Below are 16,544 nucleotides of genomic sequence, written 5' to 3'. Positions count from 1 at the left end.
CCGGCTCCCCGAAGGCGCGGCGATCGGCTACAAAGTGCTCGCCGAGGAGCTGCCGGACTTCGGGCAGCAGGCGTGCCGCAGCGCGCTCGCCCGGCGACCTGGCCGACCCGGAGGGGGCGACGGCTCCCGGCGCGGTGGTCTGCCACAACGACGTGTGCCTGGAGAACGTGGTGTTCCGGGGCGGCCGCGCCGCCGCGCTCATCGACTTCGACCTGGCCGCGCCCGGCCGCCCGGTGTGGGACGTGGCCATGGCGGCGCGCTACTGGGCGCCGATGCGGGGCCGCGCCGGCCTCGACCCGCCGCACCGTCTGCGCGTCCTGGCCGACGGTTACGGACTCGGGCGCGCGCACCGGGCCGCCCTGCCCCGGGTGATCGAGCAGGCCACCGCGGTGTGCCGGGCGTTCGTCGAGCTGCGGGTGGAACGGGGGGACGCGGCGTACGCGGCGGCGTACGCGGAGAGCGGGCGCGCGGTGTGGGACCGGCACCAGACCTGGCTGGCGGACCACCGCCGCGCACTGACCGCGGCCCTGCTCGCCGGCTGACCACCGCGAACCCGCCCGCGCCCCTCAAGCCTCAACCCCCCACCGCGCGACCGCGGCTGCGGTTACGGCTCCGGCTCAGTCCGGCTCCAGGCCCGTCCGCAACTGGACGAACGCCTGCTCGGCCGCCCGTACCGCGGACACGTGGACGCGGTCCGCGCTCTCCCCCGCGTCGATCCGCCGCCAGTTCTCCAGGGCCAGGATGCGCAGTACGGCGATGATCTGCCCAGCCGCGAGCCGTTCGGGCAGCCCGCCGCCCAGGGCGCGGGCGAGCGCCGCCTCGGAGCGGCCCTGGTAGGCGTACATACGGGCGACCAGCGACGGCGTTCCGTACAACAGGCGGAGGAACGCCAGCACTTCCGGTACGTCACAGAGGCCGGTCACCGGGTCGCGTCGGCCGAGGCCGTCGAGGAAGTTGCGGCGCAGGGCGTCCAGCGGGCCCTCGCCGGGGGGCCGTTCGGCGACCACGCGGGCGGGCTCGTCCTCGTGGTCGGCGAACCGGTGCAGGACCAGGTCCTCCTTGGCGGGGAAGTACCGGAAGAGCGTCGGCTTGGAGATGTCCGCCGCGGCCGCCACCTCCGCCACGGACACCTTGTCGAAGCCGCGCTCCAGGAACATGGTGATGGCCGCGTCGGAGACCGCCTGATAGGTCAGCCGCTTCTTGCGCTCCCGCAGACCGACCGGTGCCGGAGGACGCTCCGGCGCCCGGCCCGGGGCCCGCACCTCGTCCCCGCTCCCGGACGCGCCCCCGGACTCGCCCCCGGCTTTCTCTCCGCTCATGACCATGAAGCGTACGCCCCTGACCTCAAGCTGACTTGACGTCGCCACCGGAGACACCGGAGACACCGGGAGCGCCGGGAGCGCCCGAGGCGCCCGAGGCGCCGGGCGTGCCCGGGGCGTCATGGCCGTCGGCCGCCCCACGGATCAGCGCCTCCACCCCGTCCAGCAGCACGCCCATGCCGAAGCCGAACTCGTAGTCCGCCTCGTCCGGCTCGCTCATGACCCCGGTCTCCAGCTGCCGGGTGATCCCGGGGTGCCGCTCGGGGTCGACGAGTCGCTTGAGGGTGCGTTCGTGGGAGGCCATCAACTCCTCGGGGGTGATCCCGCGCGCGGCGACGGCGGCCGCCAGGTCGCTCATCATCAGCGCCTCGCTGCGCACGAAGTTGGAGATCAGCAGGATCACCGAGGTCTTGTCACCCTCGCCGAGACCACTGTCCCCCAGCGCCTGGAGGCCCTGCTCCCACCACGCGATCGAGTTCGGGGTCGCGGGCGGGCCGCCGATGGGGATCCGGAGCGCCCAGAGGTGGCTGTGGTACCGCTCGCGCTGCGCGGACGCCCATGCGGTGAGCGCCGCCCGCCAGCCCGCGCCGGTCTCCAGGGCGGACAGGGGCTCCGGCGGGCCGATGGCCGCCTCGTGCATCAGGACGTACAGCTCGTCCTTGGCGGAGACGTACCGGTACAGGGACATCGTGGACGCGCCGAGCTCCTGGGCGACCCGGCCCATCGACACGGCAGCGAGCCCGTCGGCCGCCGCGACGGCCACCGCCGCGGCCACGATCCGCTCCAGGCTCAGGCCGGGCTTCGGTCCCTTTGCCGGGCGGTCCCGCAGCCCCCAGGCCGCCTCCAGGCTGGCCGGCAGATCGCCGCCGCCCGAGCCGTTCTTCTCCGTCACCGCATCCCCTTCGCCCGCCGTCGCGGCCACGCCGCCGTCCCGGAACATTCCGCCGGCCCGACCACGCCGCCGTCCTGGCCTCGCCGCCGCCCCGGCGTCGTCGCCGTCGCGCTCCACGCCCCCGTGCGCCTTGACCCCATCCTAGAGATGCGTAATGCTTACGCAATAACGCGTATGACATACGCAGAAGATAGAGAAGGAGGCCCGCCCATGACCGGCCCGACCGGAACCACCCACAGCGGCAGCGGCAGCAGCGGCAGCGGCAGCAGCAGCAGCGGCAGCGCTGCCGACGGCGCCCACGCCATCGAGGCGTACGGCCTCACCAAGTCCTACGGAAAACCCGCCGTCCGGGTCCTCGACGGCATCGACCTCCAGGTCGGGCTCGGCACCGTCTTCGCCCTCCTCGGGCCGAACGGGGCCGGCAAGACCACCACCGTGCGGATCCTCGCGACGCTGACCGAGGCCGATTCCGGCTCCGCCCGCGTCGCGGGGTACGACGTCGTCGCCGAGCGGGGCGCGGTGCGCAGGTCGATCAGCCTCACCGGCCAGTTCGCCGCCGTCGACGAGACCCAGACCGGCGAGGAGAACCTGCGGATGATGGCCCGGCTCACCGGGCTCTCCCGGGCCGGCGCCCGGCGCCGGGCCGGGGAGCTGCTGGAACGCTTCGACCTCACCGCGGCGGCCCGCCGCCCCGTCCGGACCTACTCCGGGGGCATGCGCCGCCGCCTCGACCTGGCCGCCGGGCTCGTCGGCTCACCGGAGCCCGGGGTGTTCTTCCTGGACGAGCCGACCACCGGTCTCGACCCGCGCAGCCGCCAGGAACTCTGGGAGGTCGTCCGGGAGCTGGCCGCGAGCGGGGCGACCATCCTGCTCACCACCCAGTACCTGGAGGAGGCCGACCGCCTCGCCGACCGGATCGCCCTGCTGAACCGGGGCCGGATCGTCGCCGAGGGCACCGCCGCCGACCTCAAGTCGCGCGTCGGCGGCCACCGTCTCGACCTGGTCCTCACCAGCAACGAGGCCTACCTCCGGCTGGCCGGCCGGGCCGTCCACCACTCCCCCGAGACCCTGACGCTCGGTCTCCCCACCGACGGCTCGGCGGCCCAGGTGCGCGCCCTGCTCGACGAGATCGACCCGACGGGCCACGAGATCGAACGCTTCGGCCTGCACAGCGCGACCCTCGACGACGTCTTCCTGGACCTGACCTCGAAGGTCTCGAAGGCGCCCACGACCCCGGAGGCACCCACCCATGTCTGACACCGCCGTTCGGCGCGGAACCCCGGCCCGGCACACCGGCGGGGCCGCGCGGCGCCCCGACCCCGGCCCCGGGCCCGGTCCGCTCACCCACACCGCGGTCATGGCCGCACGCGCCCTGCGCATCAGCAGCCGCAACACCGACGCGCTGATCACGTCCTTGGCCCTGCCGATCATGCTGATGCTGATCTTCGTCTACTTCTTCGGCGGCGCGATCGACACCGGGACGGGCTACGACTCGTACGTCATGTACGTCGTCCCGGGCGTCCTGCTCCTGTCCGCGGGGTTCGGCGCCGCGACCACCGCCACCGCCGTCAGCGAGGACATGAAGGGCGGCATCATCGACCGGTTCCGCTCCCTGGACGTGGGCGGTACGCCGGTACTGGCCGGGCACGTGGCGGCGAGCACCGTCCGTAATCTCTGCGCCACCGCCCTGGTCTTCGGCGTCGCGCTGCTGATCGGCTTCCGCCCCGCCGCCTCCTGGAGCGGCTGGCTCCTGGTGGCCGTCGTGCTGATGGCCTACATCGTGGCCCTGTCCTGGATCTCGGCGGCGATCGGGCTGCTGGCCCGGACGCCGGAGGCGGCGAGCGGCTTCACGTTCTTCATGTCGTTCCTGCCCTACCCGAGCAGCGCCTTCGTCCCGACCGAGAACATGCCGGAGTGGCTGCACGGCTTCGCCGACCACCAGCCGATCACCCCGGCGATCGAGTCCCTGCGCGGGCTGCTGCTCGGCCAGGAGGTGGGCAACACCCCCTGGGTCGCGCTCGCCTGGGCCGCGGGGATGCTCGCCGTGGCGATCGGCGTCTCGGGGACGCTGTTCCGGATCCGGACCCGCTGACCGCCGGACCGGGAGCGCCGACCACCGGCTCCGGGCCGGTGCTGACCGCCGGCTCCCGGCCGGCGGTACCTGTCCCGGCCTGGCCCGGCCTGGCCCGGTCCCGGCAGCAGCAGCGGGCAGGACTCAGAACACGTCCGGGCACCACGGCCGCCGGCCCGTACGGAACACGGCGTCCGCCGTCGTCGCCGCACCCGCCCGCACCTCCTCGGCCCGGCCGAGGTCCACCAGCCGCCGCACGGACGCGTCGCCCAGATACAGCGTGGCCAACTCCGCCACCCCCAGCACCAGATCGGCGCTCCGGGTGGTCGGGACGCACCGGGCGCCGGAGGTCGAGGCGTCCAGCAGGAAGCGGCCCCCGGCCAGCCCCGCGTCGTCCCGGACCTCCAGGACGAGCGACGCCTCGGTGCCGTAGGTCCGGGCTTCCAGGGCGCGCGGGACGTCCAGCATCCGCAGCCACAGCCAGTCCATGTCCGTGACCACCCGGGCCGCACGCGGGTCGGGGAGCAGCAGCGGGAACAGGTCGTCGGGGGCACGGTTGCCGGAGCGGACCGCGGTGATCCAGTCGAGCGAGCAGACGTAGTGCCACAGGGCTCGCTCGGCCGCCGGGTTCAGCGCGATCATGTCCCGTACGGTGGCGGTGTTCTGCGGCTGCCCGGAGTCGCCCCACGTGGCGTCCGTGCCGTACACCATCAGGCCGTCGACCGTGCCGTCGGCGGCACGGTGCACCACGTAGAAGGGCTCGGTCCACTTCTCGTGGTCCGGGCGGGGCCCGACCCCCGTGTGCCGCCGCCACCAGCGCTCCCCGCGCGTGACGACGCCGGGCTGCCGGGCCGCCAGCGCGGCGTGCACCTCGGGGCCGGTCTTGCGGACGTCCGCGCCGTCCACCATCTCGATCCGGCCGCCGCCCGTCGGCTGCCCGGAGCGGCGCGGGTCCAGTCCGGCCCGGAGGACGGAGACCTCCCACTCGGTGTTCCGGGCGGCGGGGCCGAAGCCGTACCGCCCGTAGATCGGGTACTCGGAGGCGATCAGCGAGGCGACCAGGTCGCCGCGCTCCTTGGCCGCCGCCAGGTCCGTCGCCATCATCCGGCTGAGCAGTCCGCGCCGGCGGTGCGTGGGCGTCACCGTGACCGCGGTGATCGCGTCGGCCGGCAAGGCCGCCCCGCCCACCACGGTCAGCTCCTGGGCGAACGAGCGGAACGTCGCCACGCAGCGCCCGGCGTCGAAGACGCCCTGCGCGCGGGAGAGGTCGACATCGCCGAGCCGGTCCGCGACGAGCTCCTCGCCCGGCCCCTTGCCGGCGGTCAGGAAGCCGGTGCCCACCGCCCTCATCCACTCGGGGAACTCGGACGCGGTGACGTTACGGACATCAAGGCTCATCCCCCCACGCTAGGCATGCGCGCCTCAGAATGTCGCGCGAATTTCCCCGACCTCCGCAGCCCCGCCCAGCAGCGGAGAACGTCCGATCCGGGCGACCACGGGGGCGTCCACACCCAGCAGCTCCAGGGCGCGGGCCAGCACCGGGCCGAGCGCCCGGGTGGCGCCGTCGTCGATCTTGAAGGCGAGGGCCCGGCCGTCGGCCAGCGCCACCGCCTGGACCGCCTCGGCACCCATCTTGGAGAGCGTCCCCGGCACCTCGCGCATCAGCCAGGTGTCCGGCCGCCGGGTGCCCGCGACGTACTCCGGGTGGGCGCGCATCGCGTCCGCGACCCGGCGCTCGGCGCTCCCGGGCTCCGCCAGCACGAAGGACCGGAACGCGCGCGCCAGGCCGGTCAGCCCGATCGCCATCAGCGGGGCCCCACAGCCGTCCGTGCCGAGCGCCGCGACCGGCTCGCCGGCGGCCTCGGCGACGACCTGCCCGACGAGCTGCTGGAGCGGATGGTCCGGGGCGAGGTAGGTCGCGGTGGGCCAGCCGTTGCGGACGCAGACGGCGAGCATCGCCGCGTGCTTGCCGGAGCAGTTCATCGTGACCCGCTCGCGCACGTTCCCGCTCGCGAGGTAGGCCTCCGCCTCCACCGGGTCCAGCGGCAGGTCCGGCGGCGTCTGGAGGTCGGCGGCGCTCAGCCCGTGCTCGGCGAGCATCTTCCGTACGAGGTCGAGGTGGAAGGGCTCCCCGGAGTGGCTCGCCGCGGCCAGCGCCAGCCGTTCGCCCGAGAGGTCGAGGCCGGCCCGCAGGATCGCGGCGGCCTGCATCGGCTTGTTGGAGGACCGGGGGAAGACCGGCGCCGCCGGGTCCCCGATCGCCCGCTCCACGCTGCCGTCGGCGGCCAGCAGGACCAGCGACCCCCGGTGGTGCCCCTCCGTGAACCCGGAGCGCACGACCTCGGCCAGGACGGGCGGGGCGGGGGCCGGGGCGGAGGATATGGCGGACGGGGCGTCGGTGGACGTCATGGTGGCCTTCCGGGGACGGGGGTGCGGGACCCGCGCCCGGAAGGGTCGCTTCAGGCGAGCAGGTCGTCTACTTGTGCTTCCCCGTCACGGTACCTGCGGGCGATCTCCGCGCCGCAATCGTCGGCGGTGCGCTGGAGCTGGTGACGGCGGCGGGAGACCTGCTGTTCGTAGCGGACGAGCCGCCCCATCGCCGTGTGCAGCTCCTCGTCCGTCCGGGCCTCCAGGTCGGACAGCTCGACCTCGGCGAGGTTCTCGGCGGCGAGCTGCCGGAACTCGTCGCCGCGCGGCGTCGTCAGCGTGACGTGCCGCGCGGAGGTGCGGTGCCGGGACGGGGTGTCGGCCAGGATCTCGGAGAGCCGGCTCACCACCGCCGCGTCCTCCACGGGGGCCTCGGGGTCCCGGCGCCGGGCCAGTTCGGCGCGGAGGATGTCGATCCGGCCCTGCACCAGCCGGCGTACGTAACTGAGATCGGCCTCGTCGCGCTGGGCGTCCCGGCGCAGCGTCCGCAGCTCCGGCAGCCGCAGCCCGCCGAAGCCGGCGTCGCCGCCGGTCTGCTCGGGCACGGTGGCGGCCGCCGCGGGCGTCGCGGGTGGCGGTACGGGACCCTGCCCCGGCAGACTGCGCTGTACGGGTGACCGCAGGGTGCCGGTGCGGTGACGCGCGCCCGGTACGGCACCGGGAGATTGTCCGGCTCCATAGGTACTCATGCTGTTCCGTCCCCTCGACCGGTGCGTCGGCACACCGACATCGTGCATCGTGCCACTCCGCACGGTGCCGATGCAGGTGCTCTGTACCCGTTCAGCCCAAGATAGGTTGGTCTGTATGCGTGCAGTGGTACAGAGAGTGGACGGCGCGAGCGTCTCCGTCGCGGGTGCGACGGACGACCCCTCGGCCCCCGGAGTCGTCGGGGAGATCGTCGGCGAGGGCCTGTGTGTGCTGGTCGGGGTCGCTCATGACGACACCCCGGAGAAGGCGGCACAGCTGGCCCGCAAGCTCTGGTCGGTGCGCGTCCTGGAGGGCGAGAAGTCCTGTTCGGATGTGAACGCCCCCCTCCTGGTGATTTCTCAGTTCACTCTCTACGGGGACGCCCGCAAGGGCCGCCGCCCCACCTGGAACGCCGCCGCGCCCGGCGAGGTGGCCGAGCCGCTGGTGGACGAGGTGGTGGCGCGGCTGCGGACGCTGGGGGCGCATGTGGAGACGGGCCGGTTCGGGGCGGACATGCGGGTCTCGCTCACGAATCACGGCCCGTTCACGGTGATCATCGAGGTGTAGCCGTACGCGCAGTGCTCCGTACGGGCAGTGCTCCGTACGGGCAGTGCTCCGTACGGGCAGTGCCTACGGCTCGACGACGGTCTCCTGGGCGGCGGCCGTGTCGCCGGCGAGCAGCTCCGCGTCGACGGCCACGTTGCGCTTGACCAGGGCGAGGGCGATCGGGCCCAGCTCGTGGTGGCGGGCCGAGGTGGTGATGAAGCCGAGCTGACGGCCCTCCTGACCGTCGGCGGCCAGCCGCACCGGCGTCCCGTGTCCGGGGAGGTGCACCTCGCTGCCGTCCAGGTGCAGGAAGACGAGCCGGCGCGGCGGCTTCCCCAGGTTGTGGACGCGGGCGACGGTCTCCTGGCCCCGGTAGCAGCCCTTCTGGAGGTGGACGGCGCCGCCGATCCAGCCCAGCTCGTGCGGGATGGTGCGGTGGTCGGTCTCGAAGCCGACGCGCGGCCGGTGGCCCTCCACGCGCAGCGCCTCGTACGCCAGGATCCCGGCGGCGGGGCCGTGGGCGGCGGCGTACGCCTCCAGGTCGGCGCGGGGCAGGAACAGGTCCCGGCCCTGCGGGGTCTCCCGTACGGCCGCACCGTCCGGGACCTCGGCGATGGAGCCGGCCGGGAGGTGGACGACGGCGATGTCGCCGGTGCGGTCGGCGACCTCGACCCGGTAGAAGAACTTCATCGACTCCAGGTAGGCGATCAGCTCGCCCTGGGTGTCCGGCTCGACGTGCATCCACACCGTCGTGCCGTCGTCGACCAGATACATCGCGTGCTCGATGTGCCCGTTGGCGGACAGGATGAGCGCCTCGGTGGCCTGGTGCGGGGCGAGGTCGCTGACGTGCTGGGTGATCAGCAGGTGCAGCCAGCTCAGCCGGTCGTCGCCGGTGACGGTGATGACGCCCCGGTGGGAGAGGTCGACGAATCCGTTGCCGTCGGCCAGCGCGCGTTGCTCGGGGAACAGGTCGCCGTAGTGCGCGGCGACGCCTTCGTCGCGGCCTTCGGCGGGAACGGCACCGGGCAGGGACAGCAGGGGGCTCTTCATGCGCCCAGCCTACGACTTGGCGGGGGCGCCCTTCGCGGGCGTGTTCGCACCCGAGTCGGCGGCCCCGCCGGGGGCCCCGCCGGAGGCCTTGTCCACGACCCCGTCCGCCGTCCCGCCCGCCGCCGCTTTCGCTGCCTCGCACCCCGCGCAGCGGCCGAAGATGGCGAAGTGCTTCATGTCCGTCTCGAAGCCGAAATCGGCGCGCAGCTTCTCGGTGAACTCGGCGACGACGGAGAGATCCGCCTCGATGACGTCCGCACAGTCCCGGCAGACCAGGTGGATGTGGTGGTGCCGGTCGGCCAGGTGGTACGTCGGAGCGCCGTGCCCCAGATGGGCGTGGCTGACAAGACCGAGCTCCTCCAGGAGCTCCAGGGTCCGGTACACCGTGGAGATGTTCACGCCGGACGCGGTCCTGCGCACCTCGCACAGGATGTCGTCCGGAGTCGCGTGTTCCAGGGCGTCGACCGCCTCCAGGACGAGCTGACGCTGGGGCGTCAGCCGGTAGCCGCGCTGCCGAAGATCGGTCTTCCAGTCGGTGCTCACCACACGCCCAGTGTAGGGCGGGGTGAGCACCGGGCAGCCGCCCCGCTTCCGGGCGGGCTCCCCGCGCAGGAGATCCCTGCCCGGGAATTCCCTACTTGAAGAACGCGATGCCGTCGTCGGGCATGTCCTCGAGGTTCCGCGCCATCTCGGCGACCTCCTCGGGGGTGACGACCTTCTTCAGGTGCGCCGACATGTACGGACGCAGCTCGACCTCGGGGGTGGCCTTCTCGCCGACCCACATGAGGTCGCTCTTGACGTACCCGTAGAGCCGCTTGCCGCCGCTGTACGGGCCGGAGGCCGCCGTGCGGGCCACCGCGTCGGTGACCAGGTCGATCTGCGGCTTCTGGTGGGCCAGCTCGCCGTACCAGATCTCGATGACGCCCTGGTCGCGGGCCATGACGACCTCGACCTTGCGGTCCTTGTCGATGCGCCAGTAGCCGGTCTCGGTCTCCAGCGGCCGGACCTGCTTGCCCTCGTCGTCCAGGACCCAGGTGTGGGAGACGTACTCCAGGAAGTCACGGCCGTCGTGGCTGAAGGTGACTTCCTGGCCGAAGTTGCACTTCTCGGCGCCGGGGAAGTCGGACACGCCCGCGCCCGCCCAGTTGCCGAGGAGGAAGGCCAGCGGGACGAGGTCCGGGTGGAGGTCGGACGGAATCTCGATCATGAGCGGCTCAGACGATCTGTGAGGGTGCGAGGGGTGGGCGGGAACCGTGGGAACGGCGAAGGTCAGCGCTGGCCCTGGTACAGCTTCTTCACGGTGATCGCGGCGAAGGCGGTGACGCCCACGCAGACCAGGATCAGCAGGGCGGAGAAGAATGCCTCAAGCACAGGGGGCTCCTCGTGACGATCGGGTGGCGGCGGCGACAGGGCCGGGCCCCAGCCTAATGGGTGGGGGCCCGGCCTTCTCGTTCAGGTGTCGGCGGCGGGGCCGCCGCCGCGGGTCTCAGGCCAGCAGCTGGTTCTGGAGGATCACCGTCTGCTGGAAGGGGACGCGGCCCGTCTCCCGCTTCCCGGCGCGCTCGTGCACGACGAGGGCCAGCGTGTCCCCCGCCAGGGTGTACGCCTGCCGGACGTGCTCGGCTCCGAAGGGCGCCTGCTCGGCGAAGACGAACGACGAGAGGTTCTCGATGTCGTTGTCCGAACCCCAGGTGTCGTCGAACTCGGTGGTGTCCGTGCGGTCCAGCGGCGTACCGGCCGAGTAGCCCACGTTCAGATCGTCGAGCATGCGGCTCGCGAACGCCGTCGAGTTGAACCGCACCAGGTAGATCCGGGACGTCGTGCCGTCCGGCATGGTCCAGCCGCGTGCCGCGATATGGCGCGGCACGGCGTCCTTCAGGAGCTGGGACACCGACGACCGGTCCTGCTGCCGGTAGGCGTCGAGGAACGTCTCCGTGGAGACCCAGCCGCCCGGCAGCTTCTTGTCCGCCACCGCTCCGGCGGGGGCCGGCAGCAGCAGCTCGCGCAGGTCGGCGTGGTGGATCTCGGCCGGGTTGCCGGCCCCGAACGGCCGGGGCGAACCGGCCGGGAGCGCGGGCAGGGACAGCTTCGGGTAGTCCCAGCGTCCGTCGCTCTCGGTGGCGAGCCCGGGGACTTCGGTTCGCTCCAGGGAGGCGATCCCGAAGGCCGTCCCCGTGCCTAGCGTCCCGAACGCCAGCACGGCGGCCGTCCACCGCGCGACGGCGCGCAGGGCCCGCCGGGACGGCTTCGGCGCCGCGCCGACCGCGTCGGGGTGGGGGAGGAGCGGCGCGAACACAGCGGCCGAAGGCGGTGCTTCGGGCGTCCCGGACGCCCCGGACTTCGCCGTGTGCTCGCTCATACGTACTCCCCCGGGGACGCGATGTGGTCAAGCTGGTCCTTCACCAGATCCCCGACCTCGGACGGGCTGAACGGCTTGCTGCCGTTCGCGTCGACGGTCACCGAGACCTCTCCCTCGTACGCGATGCAGGTGACGCCGTCGAGGCTCTTCTTGTCGCCCTTGGGCAGCCGGTAGCAGGTCACCCTCTTGTGGCCGTCGACCTTCGGTCCCTTGCGAAAGAAGTCGGAGGAGTCCAGCAGCTTCTTCCGGTTCAGGTACGACGCGCGGACCGCCTGCCTGTCCCGCATCTTCGTGACCTGGATGTTCACGACGAGGTCATGGGAGTCCGCGGCGTACGAGCGCTGCGCGATGCCCCGGATGCGGAGCTTCTCGATGGACTTGTTCAGCTCGCGGCGGTCCTTCCCGGCCAGGCCGCGCCCCATCTCCTTCATCGCGGCTGCGGCCTTGGCGCCGCTCGTCTCGCTGTCGTTGCCGAGTTCGCCGATGTCCGGGCCGAGGAGGTACCCCTTGGGCACCGGGAGCAGGAGCTTGGCCAGCTCGGTGTCGTGGCGGCCCCGGGACGGCTCGTCGGCCGGGTCCTCGCCGGTGGGTGCGTGGTCCTCGTCCCAGACGGTCGTGGCGACCGTCCGGTCCGCGGTGTCCACGGTGTTCTTCACATACCCGGCCGCGCCGCCGACCGCTCCGAGCACGAGGACGACGGACAGCGCGGTCAGCACCACCCGGCGCGTCCGGCGGGCCGGGGCGGGGGCGGGAGTGGGGGCGGCGGGACCAGCTTCACCGGTCGGTCCAGCCGCCCCGGTCGGTCCAGCCTCCTCGGGCGGCCCGGGCGGCCCGGGTGGCCCGGGTGGATCAACCGGGCTGGGCGGATCGGTCACGGGATGCGTCTCGCCGTCGTTCACAGCCGCTCCAGCTGTCGCTCGGCCAGCGTCCGGATGGCCTTCTTGCCGATCGGGACGGTGTCGTAGATGTGGATGTCGAGCACGATGTCGCCGCGCCGGGCCAGGGCCCTGGCCCGGTACGCCGGGAGGTATCCCGTCTCCCGCCCGACCGGGTGGAGGAAGTAGCGGCCCTCGCCGCTGCCCTTGATCGCATCCCCCTCGTTGCCCGCGCCGCGCTCGTTGCGCGGCATGTACTCCAGCTGGCTGTCGAGGTGCTCCGCCGCGCCGAGCAGGTCGCCGGACCGGAACTGGAGCAGGTGGACCTCGGTCTCCCGGTACTTCCCCTGTTCCCAGGAGACCGAGGCGACCCGGCGCAGTCCTTGCCCGGTCAGCGCCTCGAACATGTGGTGCGGGTTCTTGTAGTTCGTCTCGGCGTACTGGTCGATCGGCTCCCAGCCGTCGCCGAGGCTCAACTCGTCGGTGAGCGTCTTCTTGGCCCCCTTGGGCCGGTCGACGAGCAGCTTGCGCAGGTCGCCGTCCGTCCTGACCCGCCGGTCCTGGGCTGCGGTCAGCGGGGCCTGGTCGGCGGACCGGGACTTCTCCGGGTAACCGAGGCCGGGCTGCGACAGGGCGGCCAGGGGCGTGGGCGCCCGCTCCGCCTGGATGCCGTAGCCGACGGCGGCCCCGCCCGCGATCCCGAGGACGGCGGCCACCGCGATGATCAGCGTCGTACGTCCGCGCGGCCGTCGGCGTACGGGCGCGTCGGCAACGGCCGGCCGCTCCGCCGGCACGGGTGCGGGCCCTTCCGGCGCGGCAGGAATGGTGTCGTTCGGTTCCAAAAGGGTCCCCCCAAGAGACCTGAAGCGCGGGTTCCCTTACCTGCGCGCCCAAGTGACCCCCAGGTCAGCAAGGAGGTTGCGTCCCGGACGATTACAGTTCGGCATATGCCGAAGAAGCTTGTGATCAAGGTGACCGCCGGGCCCGAGGCCGCCGAGCGCTGCTCCCAGGCCTTCACCGTGGCGGCCGTGGGCGTCGCCAGCGGTGTGGAGGTCTCGCTCTGGCTGACCGGCGAGTCCTCGTGGTTCGCCCTGCCGGGCCGGGCCGCCGAGTTCGAACTGCCGCACGCGGCCCCGCTGCCGGACCTGCTGGACTCGATCCTGGCGGGCGGCCGGATCACCCTGTGCACCCAGTGCGCGGCCCGGCGCGACATCGGCGAGAAGGACGTGCTGGAGGGTGTGCGGATCGCGGGCGCGCAGGTCTTCGTACAGGAGGCCATGGCGGACGACGCCCAGGCGCTCGTCTACTGACCGGACGACCGGGCGGGGGCTCCCCGGCTAATGCGGGGGCATCCTTCCCCGGCTCAGCAGGAACTCCCGCGGCTCAGTGGCGCTTCCTGCCGTCCAGCTCGTCCCACCACTCGTCGGACTTCGGGTCGCCGGAGGGGTCGTCCCACCAACGGTCGTCCGGGCCCCGCCGGTTGGCGACCATCGCGGCGACGGGCGGGATCACCATGGCGACCAGGCACATGCCGATGGCGACCGGCATGGACCACAGGCGCACCACGGCCCAGGCGGACACGAAAAGCGCGACGCATCCGCCCATCATGAGGAAGTAGTTCCGCCTGCGTCGGGCGTACATGCTTCCAGCGTAGGACCCCCCGGGCCGCCCGCCCACCCGCTCACCCGGTGGGGCCCCGGGACGGCACAAAGGGCCGCACCCCGCGTCAGGTGGCGTCCAACCCCCTGGGGTGCGGCCCTTCGGCCGTTCTTCGCGCCGTACGGAACGGCGTACCGCGGATCGTTACGGACCAGCGGCGCGCCGCGGATCGTTACGGATCAGACGGCGATGGCGACCTCGGAGAGCCCGCCGGTCTGCGCGACGACCGTGCGGTCGGCGCTGCCGCCGGGAACCAGGGCGCGGAGCGTCCAGGTGCCTTCGGCCGCGTAGAACCGGAACTGTCCGGTCGCCGAGGTCGGGACCTCGGCGGTGAACTCGCCGGTCGAGTCCAGCAGCCGCACGTAGCCGGTGACGGGCTCGCCGTCGCGGGTCACGCTGCCCTGGATGGTGGTCTCACCGGGCTTGATCGTCGAAGCGTCGGGGCCACCGGCCTGTGCTCCACACATGGTTCTGTCCTTCTGGTCGGGTCGTGCGGGTCAGTCGGTCGGTCGGACTACTTGGCGGGGCCGAGCTCGATCGGCACGCCGACGAGGGAGCCGTACTCGGTCCAGGAACCGTCGTAGTTCTTGACGTTCTCCTGGCCGAGCAGCTCGTGGAGCACGAACCAGGTGAGCGCGGAACGCTCACCGATGCGGCAGTAGGCGATGGTGTCCTTCGCCAGGTCGACCTGCTCGTTCTCGTAGAGCGCCTTGAGCTCGTCGTCCGACTTGAAGGTGCCGTCGTCGTTGGCGTTCTTCGACCACGGGATGTTGCGGGCGCTCGGCACGTGGCCGGGGCGCTGCGACTGCTCCTGCGGGAGGTGGGCCGGGGCGAGCAGCTTGCCGCTGAACTCGTCGGGCGAGCGCACGTCGACCAGGTTCTGACTACCGATGGCCTTGACGACGTCGTCGCGGTAGGCACGGATCGACTCGTCCTGCGGCTTGGCCGTGTACTGGGTGGCCGGGCGCGTCGGGACGGCGTCGGTCAGGTCACGGGAGTCGAGCTCCCACTTCTTGCGGCCGCCGTCGAGGAGCTTCACGTTCTCGTGGCCGTAGAGCTTGAAGTACCAGTAGGCGTAGGAGGCGAACCAGTTGTTGTTGCCGCCGTAGAGCACGACCAGGGTGTCGTTGCCGATGCCCTTCTCGCTGAGCAGCTTCTCGAAGCCGGCCTGGTCGACGAAGTCCCTGCGGACCGGGTCCTGGAGATCCTTGGTCCAGTCGATCCGGATCGCGTTCTTGATGTGGTTCTTCTCGTACGCCGAGGTGTCCTCGTCCACCTCGACGATGGCGACCTGCGGGTCGTCGATGTGGGCCTCGACCCAGTCGGCGTCTACCAGGACGTCGCTGCGGCTCATGTTGTTCTCCTCCGGGGCAGTGTGCGGCGGGGTGGTGCGAGATGCGGAGTTACCGGGTGCGGATGTAGGCGCGAGGGCACGGAACGCGGCGCGTACGGGGCACGGGGCCGACCCTGACTACGGTCGAAGGGCCGGGGAGAGACGGGACGGTGCGAACCGCCCCGCTCAGGAGGTGCGACAGAGCATGGCGGCGACGCGGCACAGGTCTACTGCCCGCCGCTTCGTGAGATCCGCCTGTCGCTTCATGGGTCCGATCGTAGGGAGGTACGGACGGAGATGTCACCGTCGTGTCGCATGATGAGACACGATCGTCCATGATGTGAGACGAGGATGGCGTGAACGGGCCGGGGGCCTCGTGCGGGGCTCCCCCGAGCCTGCCCCGCATCTGCGGACCGGACGCGGGCGTCTCACTATCCGGATCCGGGGTGTGCTTCAGGGGCGCGGGAGGAGGTGGGAGGGGCCGGAAGGGGGGCAGGAGGGGGCGGGAGGGTCTCCGTCGGGAGCAGGAGGGGGCGGGAGGGTCTCCGTCGGGAGGCCGTGGCGGTCGGTCAGCCCGTCAGGGAGACGTCCGCGCCGGTCACCGAGATCTCCAGGCCCTTCTCGGTCACCTTGACCTCCTGGAGCTCCAGGCCCTTCGGCAGCCCGTCGATGTCGCCCTGGAAGTCGGTCTTCTCGCGGACCAGCCGCTCGACGCCGGGAAGTCCCTCGCCCGGCACCTTGTCCGCGCGCACCTTGATCGTGTGGCCGTCGACGCGGGTCACGGTGGACAGCACGCTGCGCGAGATCGGCCGGCCGAGAAGCTCGACGGTGCCGGTGACCTTCGCCTTGCCGTTGCCGCCGTACTCCACGACGACGCCGTCGCTGGCCGCCGCCGTCAGGTCCGCGTAGCTGACGAGCGCGGTGCCGGTGGCGCGGGCGGCCGTGGCGCTCCGGTAGCCGGAGCCGAGCTTCACGTCGTGCAGTTCGGCCCGGACCTCGCTGACCCGTATCGCGCGGCCGGCGGCGCTGGTCTCCATGCCGGTGAGGTCGACGTCGACCCGGTCGAGCCGCGAGGCGGCGAGCTGGGTGAGGAAGGGGAAACCCTTGATCGAGATCTCCGTCGTGGCGGGCCCGCCCCCGCTGATCGTGACCCGGTCTTCGGCCTCGGACTCGGCGAAGTAGACGGCCGCACGGTCGACGGCGAGGAAGAGGCCGCCGAGCACCACCACCAGGACCAGCAGTATTCGCAGTGCGCGCATGTGTCGTTCCCCCACCTGAGCCGATCGGTCCCCCTGGCGCCCGTGAGCCTACTGCCGCAGGAGAGGG

Annotated in this window: 21 protein-coding genes; 5 read left to right on the top strand and 16 right to left on the bottom strand. The window is 72.5% G+C overall.

Features of this window, described 5'->3' with window-relative positions; all coding sequences use genetic code 11:
• Positions 1-542 (top strand): phosphotransferase (locus AB0F29_RS40365; protein WP_361883665.1); only part of this gene is annotated, 542 nt, incomplete at its 5' end.
• A 75-nt stretch (positions 543-617) separates the two neighbouring features.
• Here the strand turns inward: AB0F29_RS40365 and AB0F29_RS40360 are convergent.
• Both AB0F29_RS40360 and AB0F29_RS40355 read right to left on the bottom strand, forming a co-directional pair.
• Entirely contained in the window at positions 618-1,325 is a 708-nt protein-coding gene (locus AB0F29_RS40360) for a TetR family transcriptional regulator (protein ID WP_361883662.1), read from the bottom strand.
• A 19-nt stretch (positions 1,326-1,344) separates the two neighbouring features.
• A complete protein-coding gene (locus AB0F29_RS40355; RefSeq protein WP_361883659.1) occupies positions 1,345-2,211 on the bottom strand; it encodes a TetR/AcrR family transcriptional regulator C-terminal domain-containing protein in 867 nt (288 codons plus the stop codon).
• Between the two features lie 210 nt (positions 2,212-2,421).
• Here AB0F29_RS40355 and AB0F29_RS40350 point away from each other — a divergent pair, with 210 nt between their 5' ends.
• Both AB0F29_RS40350 and AB0F29_RS40345 read left to right on the top strand, forming a co-directional pair.
• The gene (locus AB0F29_RS40350; protein WP_361883656.1) at positions 2,422-3,468 is read left to right on the top strand and encodes an ATP-binding cassette domain-containing protein; all 1,047 of its coding nucleotides are present in this window, start codon (positions 2,422-2,424) and stop codon (positions 3,466-3,468) included.
• Positions 3,461-4,303 carry an ABC transporter permease gene (locus AB0F29_RS40345; protein ID WP_361883653.1) on the top strand — a complete coding sequence of 281 codons (843 nt, stop codon included), beginning with the start codon at positions 3,461-3,463 and terminating at the stop codon, positions 4,301-4,303. Before AB0F29_RS40350 ends, AB0F29_RS40345 begins: the two co-directional genes overlap by 8 nt.
• A 123-nt stretch (positions 4,304-4,426) precedes the next feature.
• Here AB0F29_RS40345 and AB0F29_RS40340 read toward each other — a convergent pair whose 3' ends face one another.
• From AB0F29_RS40340 to AB0F29_RS40330, 3 genes are read right to left on the bottom strand one after another with little or no spacing between them, the layout of a single operon-like run.
• Positions 4,427-5,680 carry a GNAT family N-acetyltransferase gene (locus AB0F29_RS40340; RefSeq protein ID WP_361883650.1) on the bottom strand — a complete coding sequence of 418 codons (1,254 nt, stop codon included), beginning with the start codon at positions 5,678-5,680 and terminating at the stop codon, positions 4,427-4,429.
• 24 nt (positions 5,681-5,704) lie between these two features.
• The gene (locus tag AB0F29_RS40335) at positions 5,705-6,691 is read right to left on the bottom strand and encodes an asparaginase (protein ID WP_361883647.1); all 987 of its coding nucleotides are present in this window, start codon (positions 6,689-6,691) and stop codon (positions 5,705-5,707) included.
• Positions 6,692-6,741: 50 nt separating this feature from the next.
• Positions 6,742-7,398 (bottom strand): ABC transporter substrate-binding protein, encoded by a 657-nt coding sequence (locus AB0F29_RS40330; RefSeq protein WP_361883644.1) that lies wholly within the window; start codon positions 7,396-7,398, stop codon positions 6,742-6,744.
• Positions 7,399-7,513: 115 nt separating this feature from the next.
• Between AB0F29_RS40330 and dtd the strand changes: the two genes are divergently transcribed.
• The gene (dtd, locus tag AB0F29_RS40325) at positions 7,514-7,963 is read left to right on the top strand and encodes a D-aminoacyl-tRNA deacylase (RefSeq protein WP_361883642.1); all 450 of its coding nucleotides are present in this window, start codon (positions 7,514-7,516) and stop codon (positions 7,961-7,963) included.
• A gap of 63 nt (positions 7,964-8,026) precedes the next feature.
• Here dtd and AB0F29_RS40320 read toward each other — a convergent pair whose 3' ends face one another.
• The 6 genes from AB0F29_RS40320 to AB0F29_RS40295 all read right to left on the bottom strand — a co-directional run bounded on the left by AB0F29_RS40320 (position 8,027) and on the right by AB0F29_RS40295 (position 13,068).
• Complete coding sequence (locus AB0F29_RS40320) at positions 8,027-8,992, bottom strand: folate-binding protein (RefSeq protein ID WP_361883639.1); 966 nt, start codon at positions 8,990-8,992, stop codon at positions 8,027-8,029.
• Between the two features lie 9 nt (positions 8,993-9,001).
• Complete coding sequence (locus AB0F29_RS40315; protein ID WP_361883636.1) at positions 9,002-9,538, bottom strand: transcriptional repressor; 537 nt, start codon at positions 9,536-9,538, stop codon at positions 9,002-9,004.
• Between the two features lie 88 nt (positions 9,539-9,626).
• Positions 9,627-10,199 (bottom strand): FABP family protein, encoded by a 573-nt coding sequence (locus tag AB0F29_RS40310; RefSeq protein WP_007446360.1) that lies wholly within the window; start codon positions 10,197-10,199, stop codon positions 9,627-9,629.
• A gap of 279 nt (positions 10,200-10,478) precedes the next feature.
• Positions 10,479-11,351, bottom strand: a complete 873-nt coding sequence (locus tag AB0F29_RS40305) for a hypothetical protein (RefSeq protein WP_361883632.1) — start codon at positions 11,349-11,351, stop codon at positions 10,479-10,481.
• A complete protein-coding gene (locus AB0F29_RS40300; RefSeq protein ID WP_361883629.1) occupies positions 11,348-12,067 on the bottom strand; it encodes a hypothetical protein in 720 nt (239 codons plus the stop codon). Before AB0F29_RS40300 ends, AB0F29_RS40305 begins: the two co-directional genes overlap by 4 nt.
• 179 nt (positions 12,068-12,246) lie before the next feature.
• Complete coding sequence (locus AB0F29_RS40295; protein WP_361883626.1) at positions 12,247-13,068, bottom strand: hypothetical protein; 822 nt, start codon at positions 13,066-13,068, stop codon at positions 12,247-12,249.
• Positions 13,069-13,173: 105 nt separating this feature from the next.
• On the opposite strand from AB0F29_RS40295, the gene AB0F29_RS40290 reads away from it, so the two are divergent.
• The gene (locus tag AB0F29_RS40290; RefSeq protein ID WP_361883623.1) at positions 13,174-13,536 is read left to right on the top strand and encodes a DsrE family protein; all 363 of its coding nucleotides are present in this window, start codon (positions 13,174-13,176) and stop codon (positions 13,534-13,536) included.
• Positions 13,537-13,609: 73 nt separating this feature from the next.
• On the opposite strand, the gene AB0F29_RS40285 is transcribed toward AB0F29_RS40290, so the two are convergent.
• The 5 genes from AB0F29_RS40285 to AB0F29_RS40265 form a co-directional block, all read right to left on the bottom strand.
• Positions 13,610-13,867: a DUF3099 domain-containing protein gene (locus AB0F29_RS40285; RefSeq protein WP_018959850.1), complete on the bottom strand. Its 258-nt coding sequence runs from the start codon at positions 13,865-13,867 to the stop codon at positions 13,610-13,612.
• 197 nt (positions 13,868-14,064) lie between these two features.
• The gene (locus AB0F29_RS40280) at positions 14,065-14,352 is read right to left on the bottom strand and encodes a DUF1416 domain-containing protein (protein WP_003968135.1); all 288 of its coding nucleotides are present in this window, start codon (positions 14,350-14,352) and stop codon (positions 14,065-14,067) included.
• A gap of 47 nt (positions 14,353-14,399) precedes the next feature.
• Positions 14,400-15,239 (bottom strand): sulfurtransferase, encoded by an 840-nt coding sequence (locus tag AB0F29_RS40275; protein WP_215110756.1) that lies wholly within the window; start codon positions 15,237-15,239, stop codon positions 14,400-14,402.
• A 165-nt stretch (positions 15,240-15,404) separates the two neighbouring features.
• Complete coding sequence (locus AB0F29_RS40270; protein ID WP_350240574.1) at positions 15,405-15,485, bottom strand: putative leader peptide; 81 nt, start codon at positions 15,483-15,485, stop codon at positions 15,405-15,407.
• Between the two features lie 302 nt (positions 15,486-15,787).
• The gene (locus AB0F29_RS40265) at positions 15,788-16,477 is read right to left on the bottom strand and encodes a DUF2993 domain-containing protein (RefSeq protein ID WP_361883618.1); all 690 of its coding nucleotides are present in this window, start codon (positions 16,475-16,477) and stop codon (positions 15,788-15,790) included.
• Positions 16,478-16,544: the final 67 nt, after the last annotated feature.

It is taken from the genome of Streptomyces sp. NPDC026589 (genome assembly GCF_040638385.1).
GTDB lineage: Bacteria > Actinomycetota > Actinomycetes > Streptomycetales > Streptomycetaceae > Streptomyces.
Note: the sequence above shows the minus strand (reverse complement) of the source record. Positions and strands in the feature narration are given on the sequence as shown.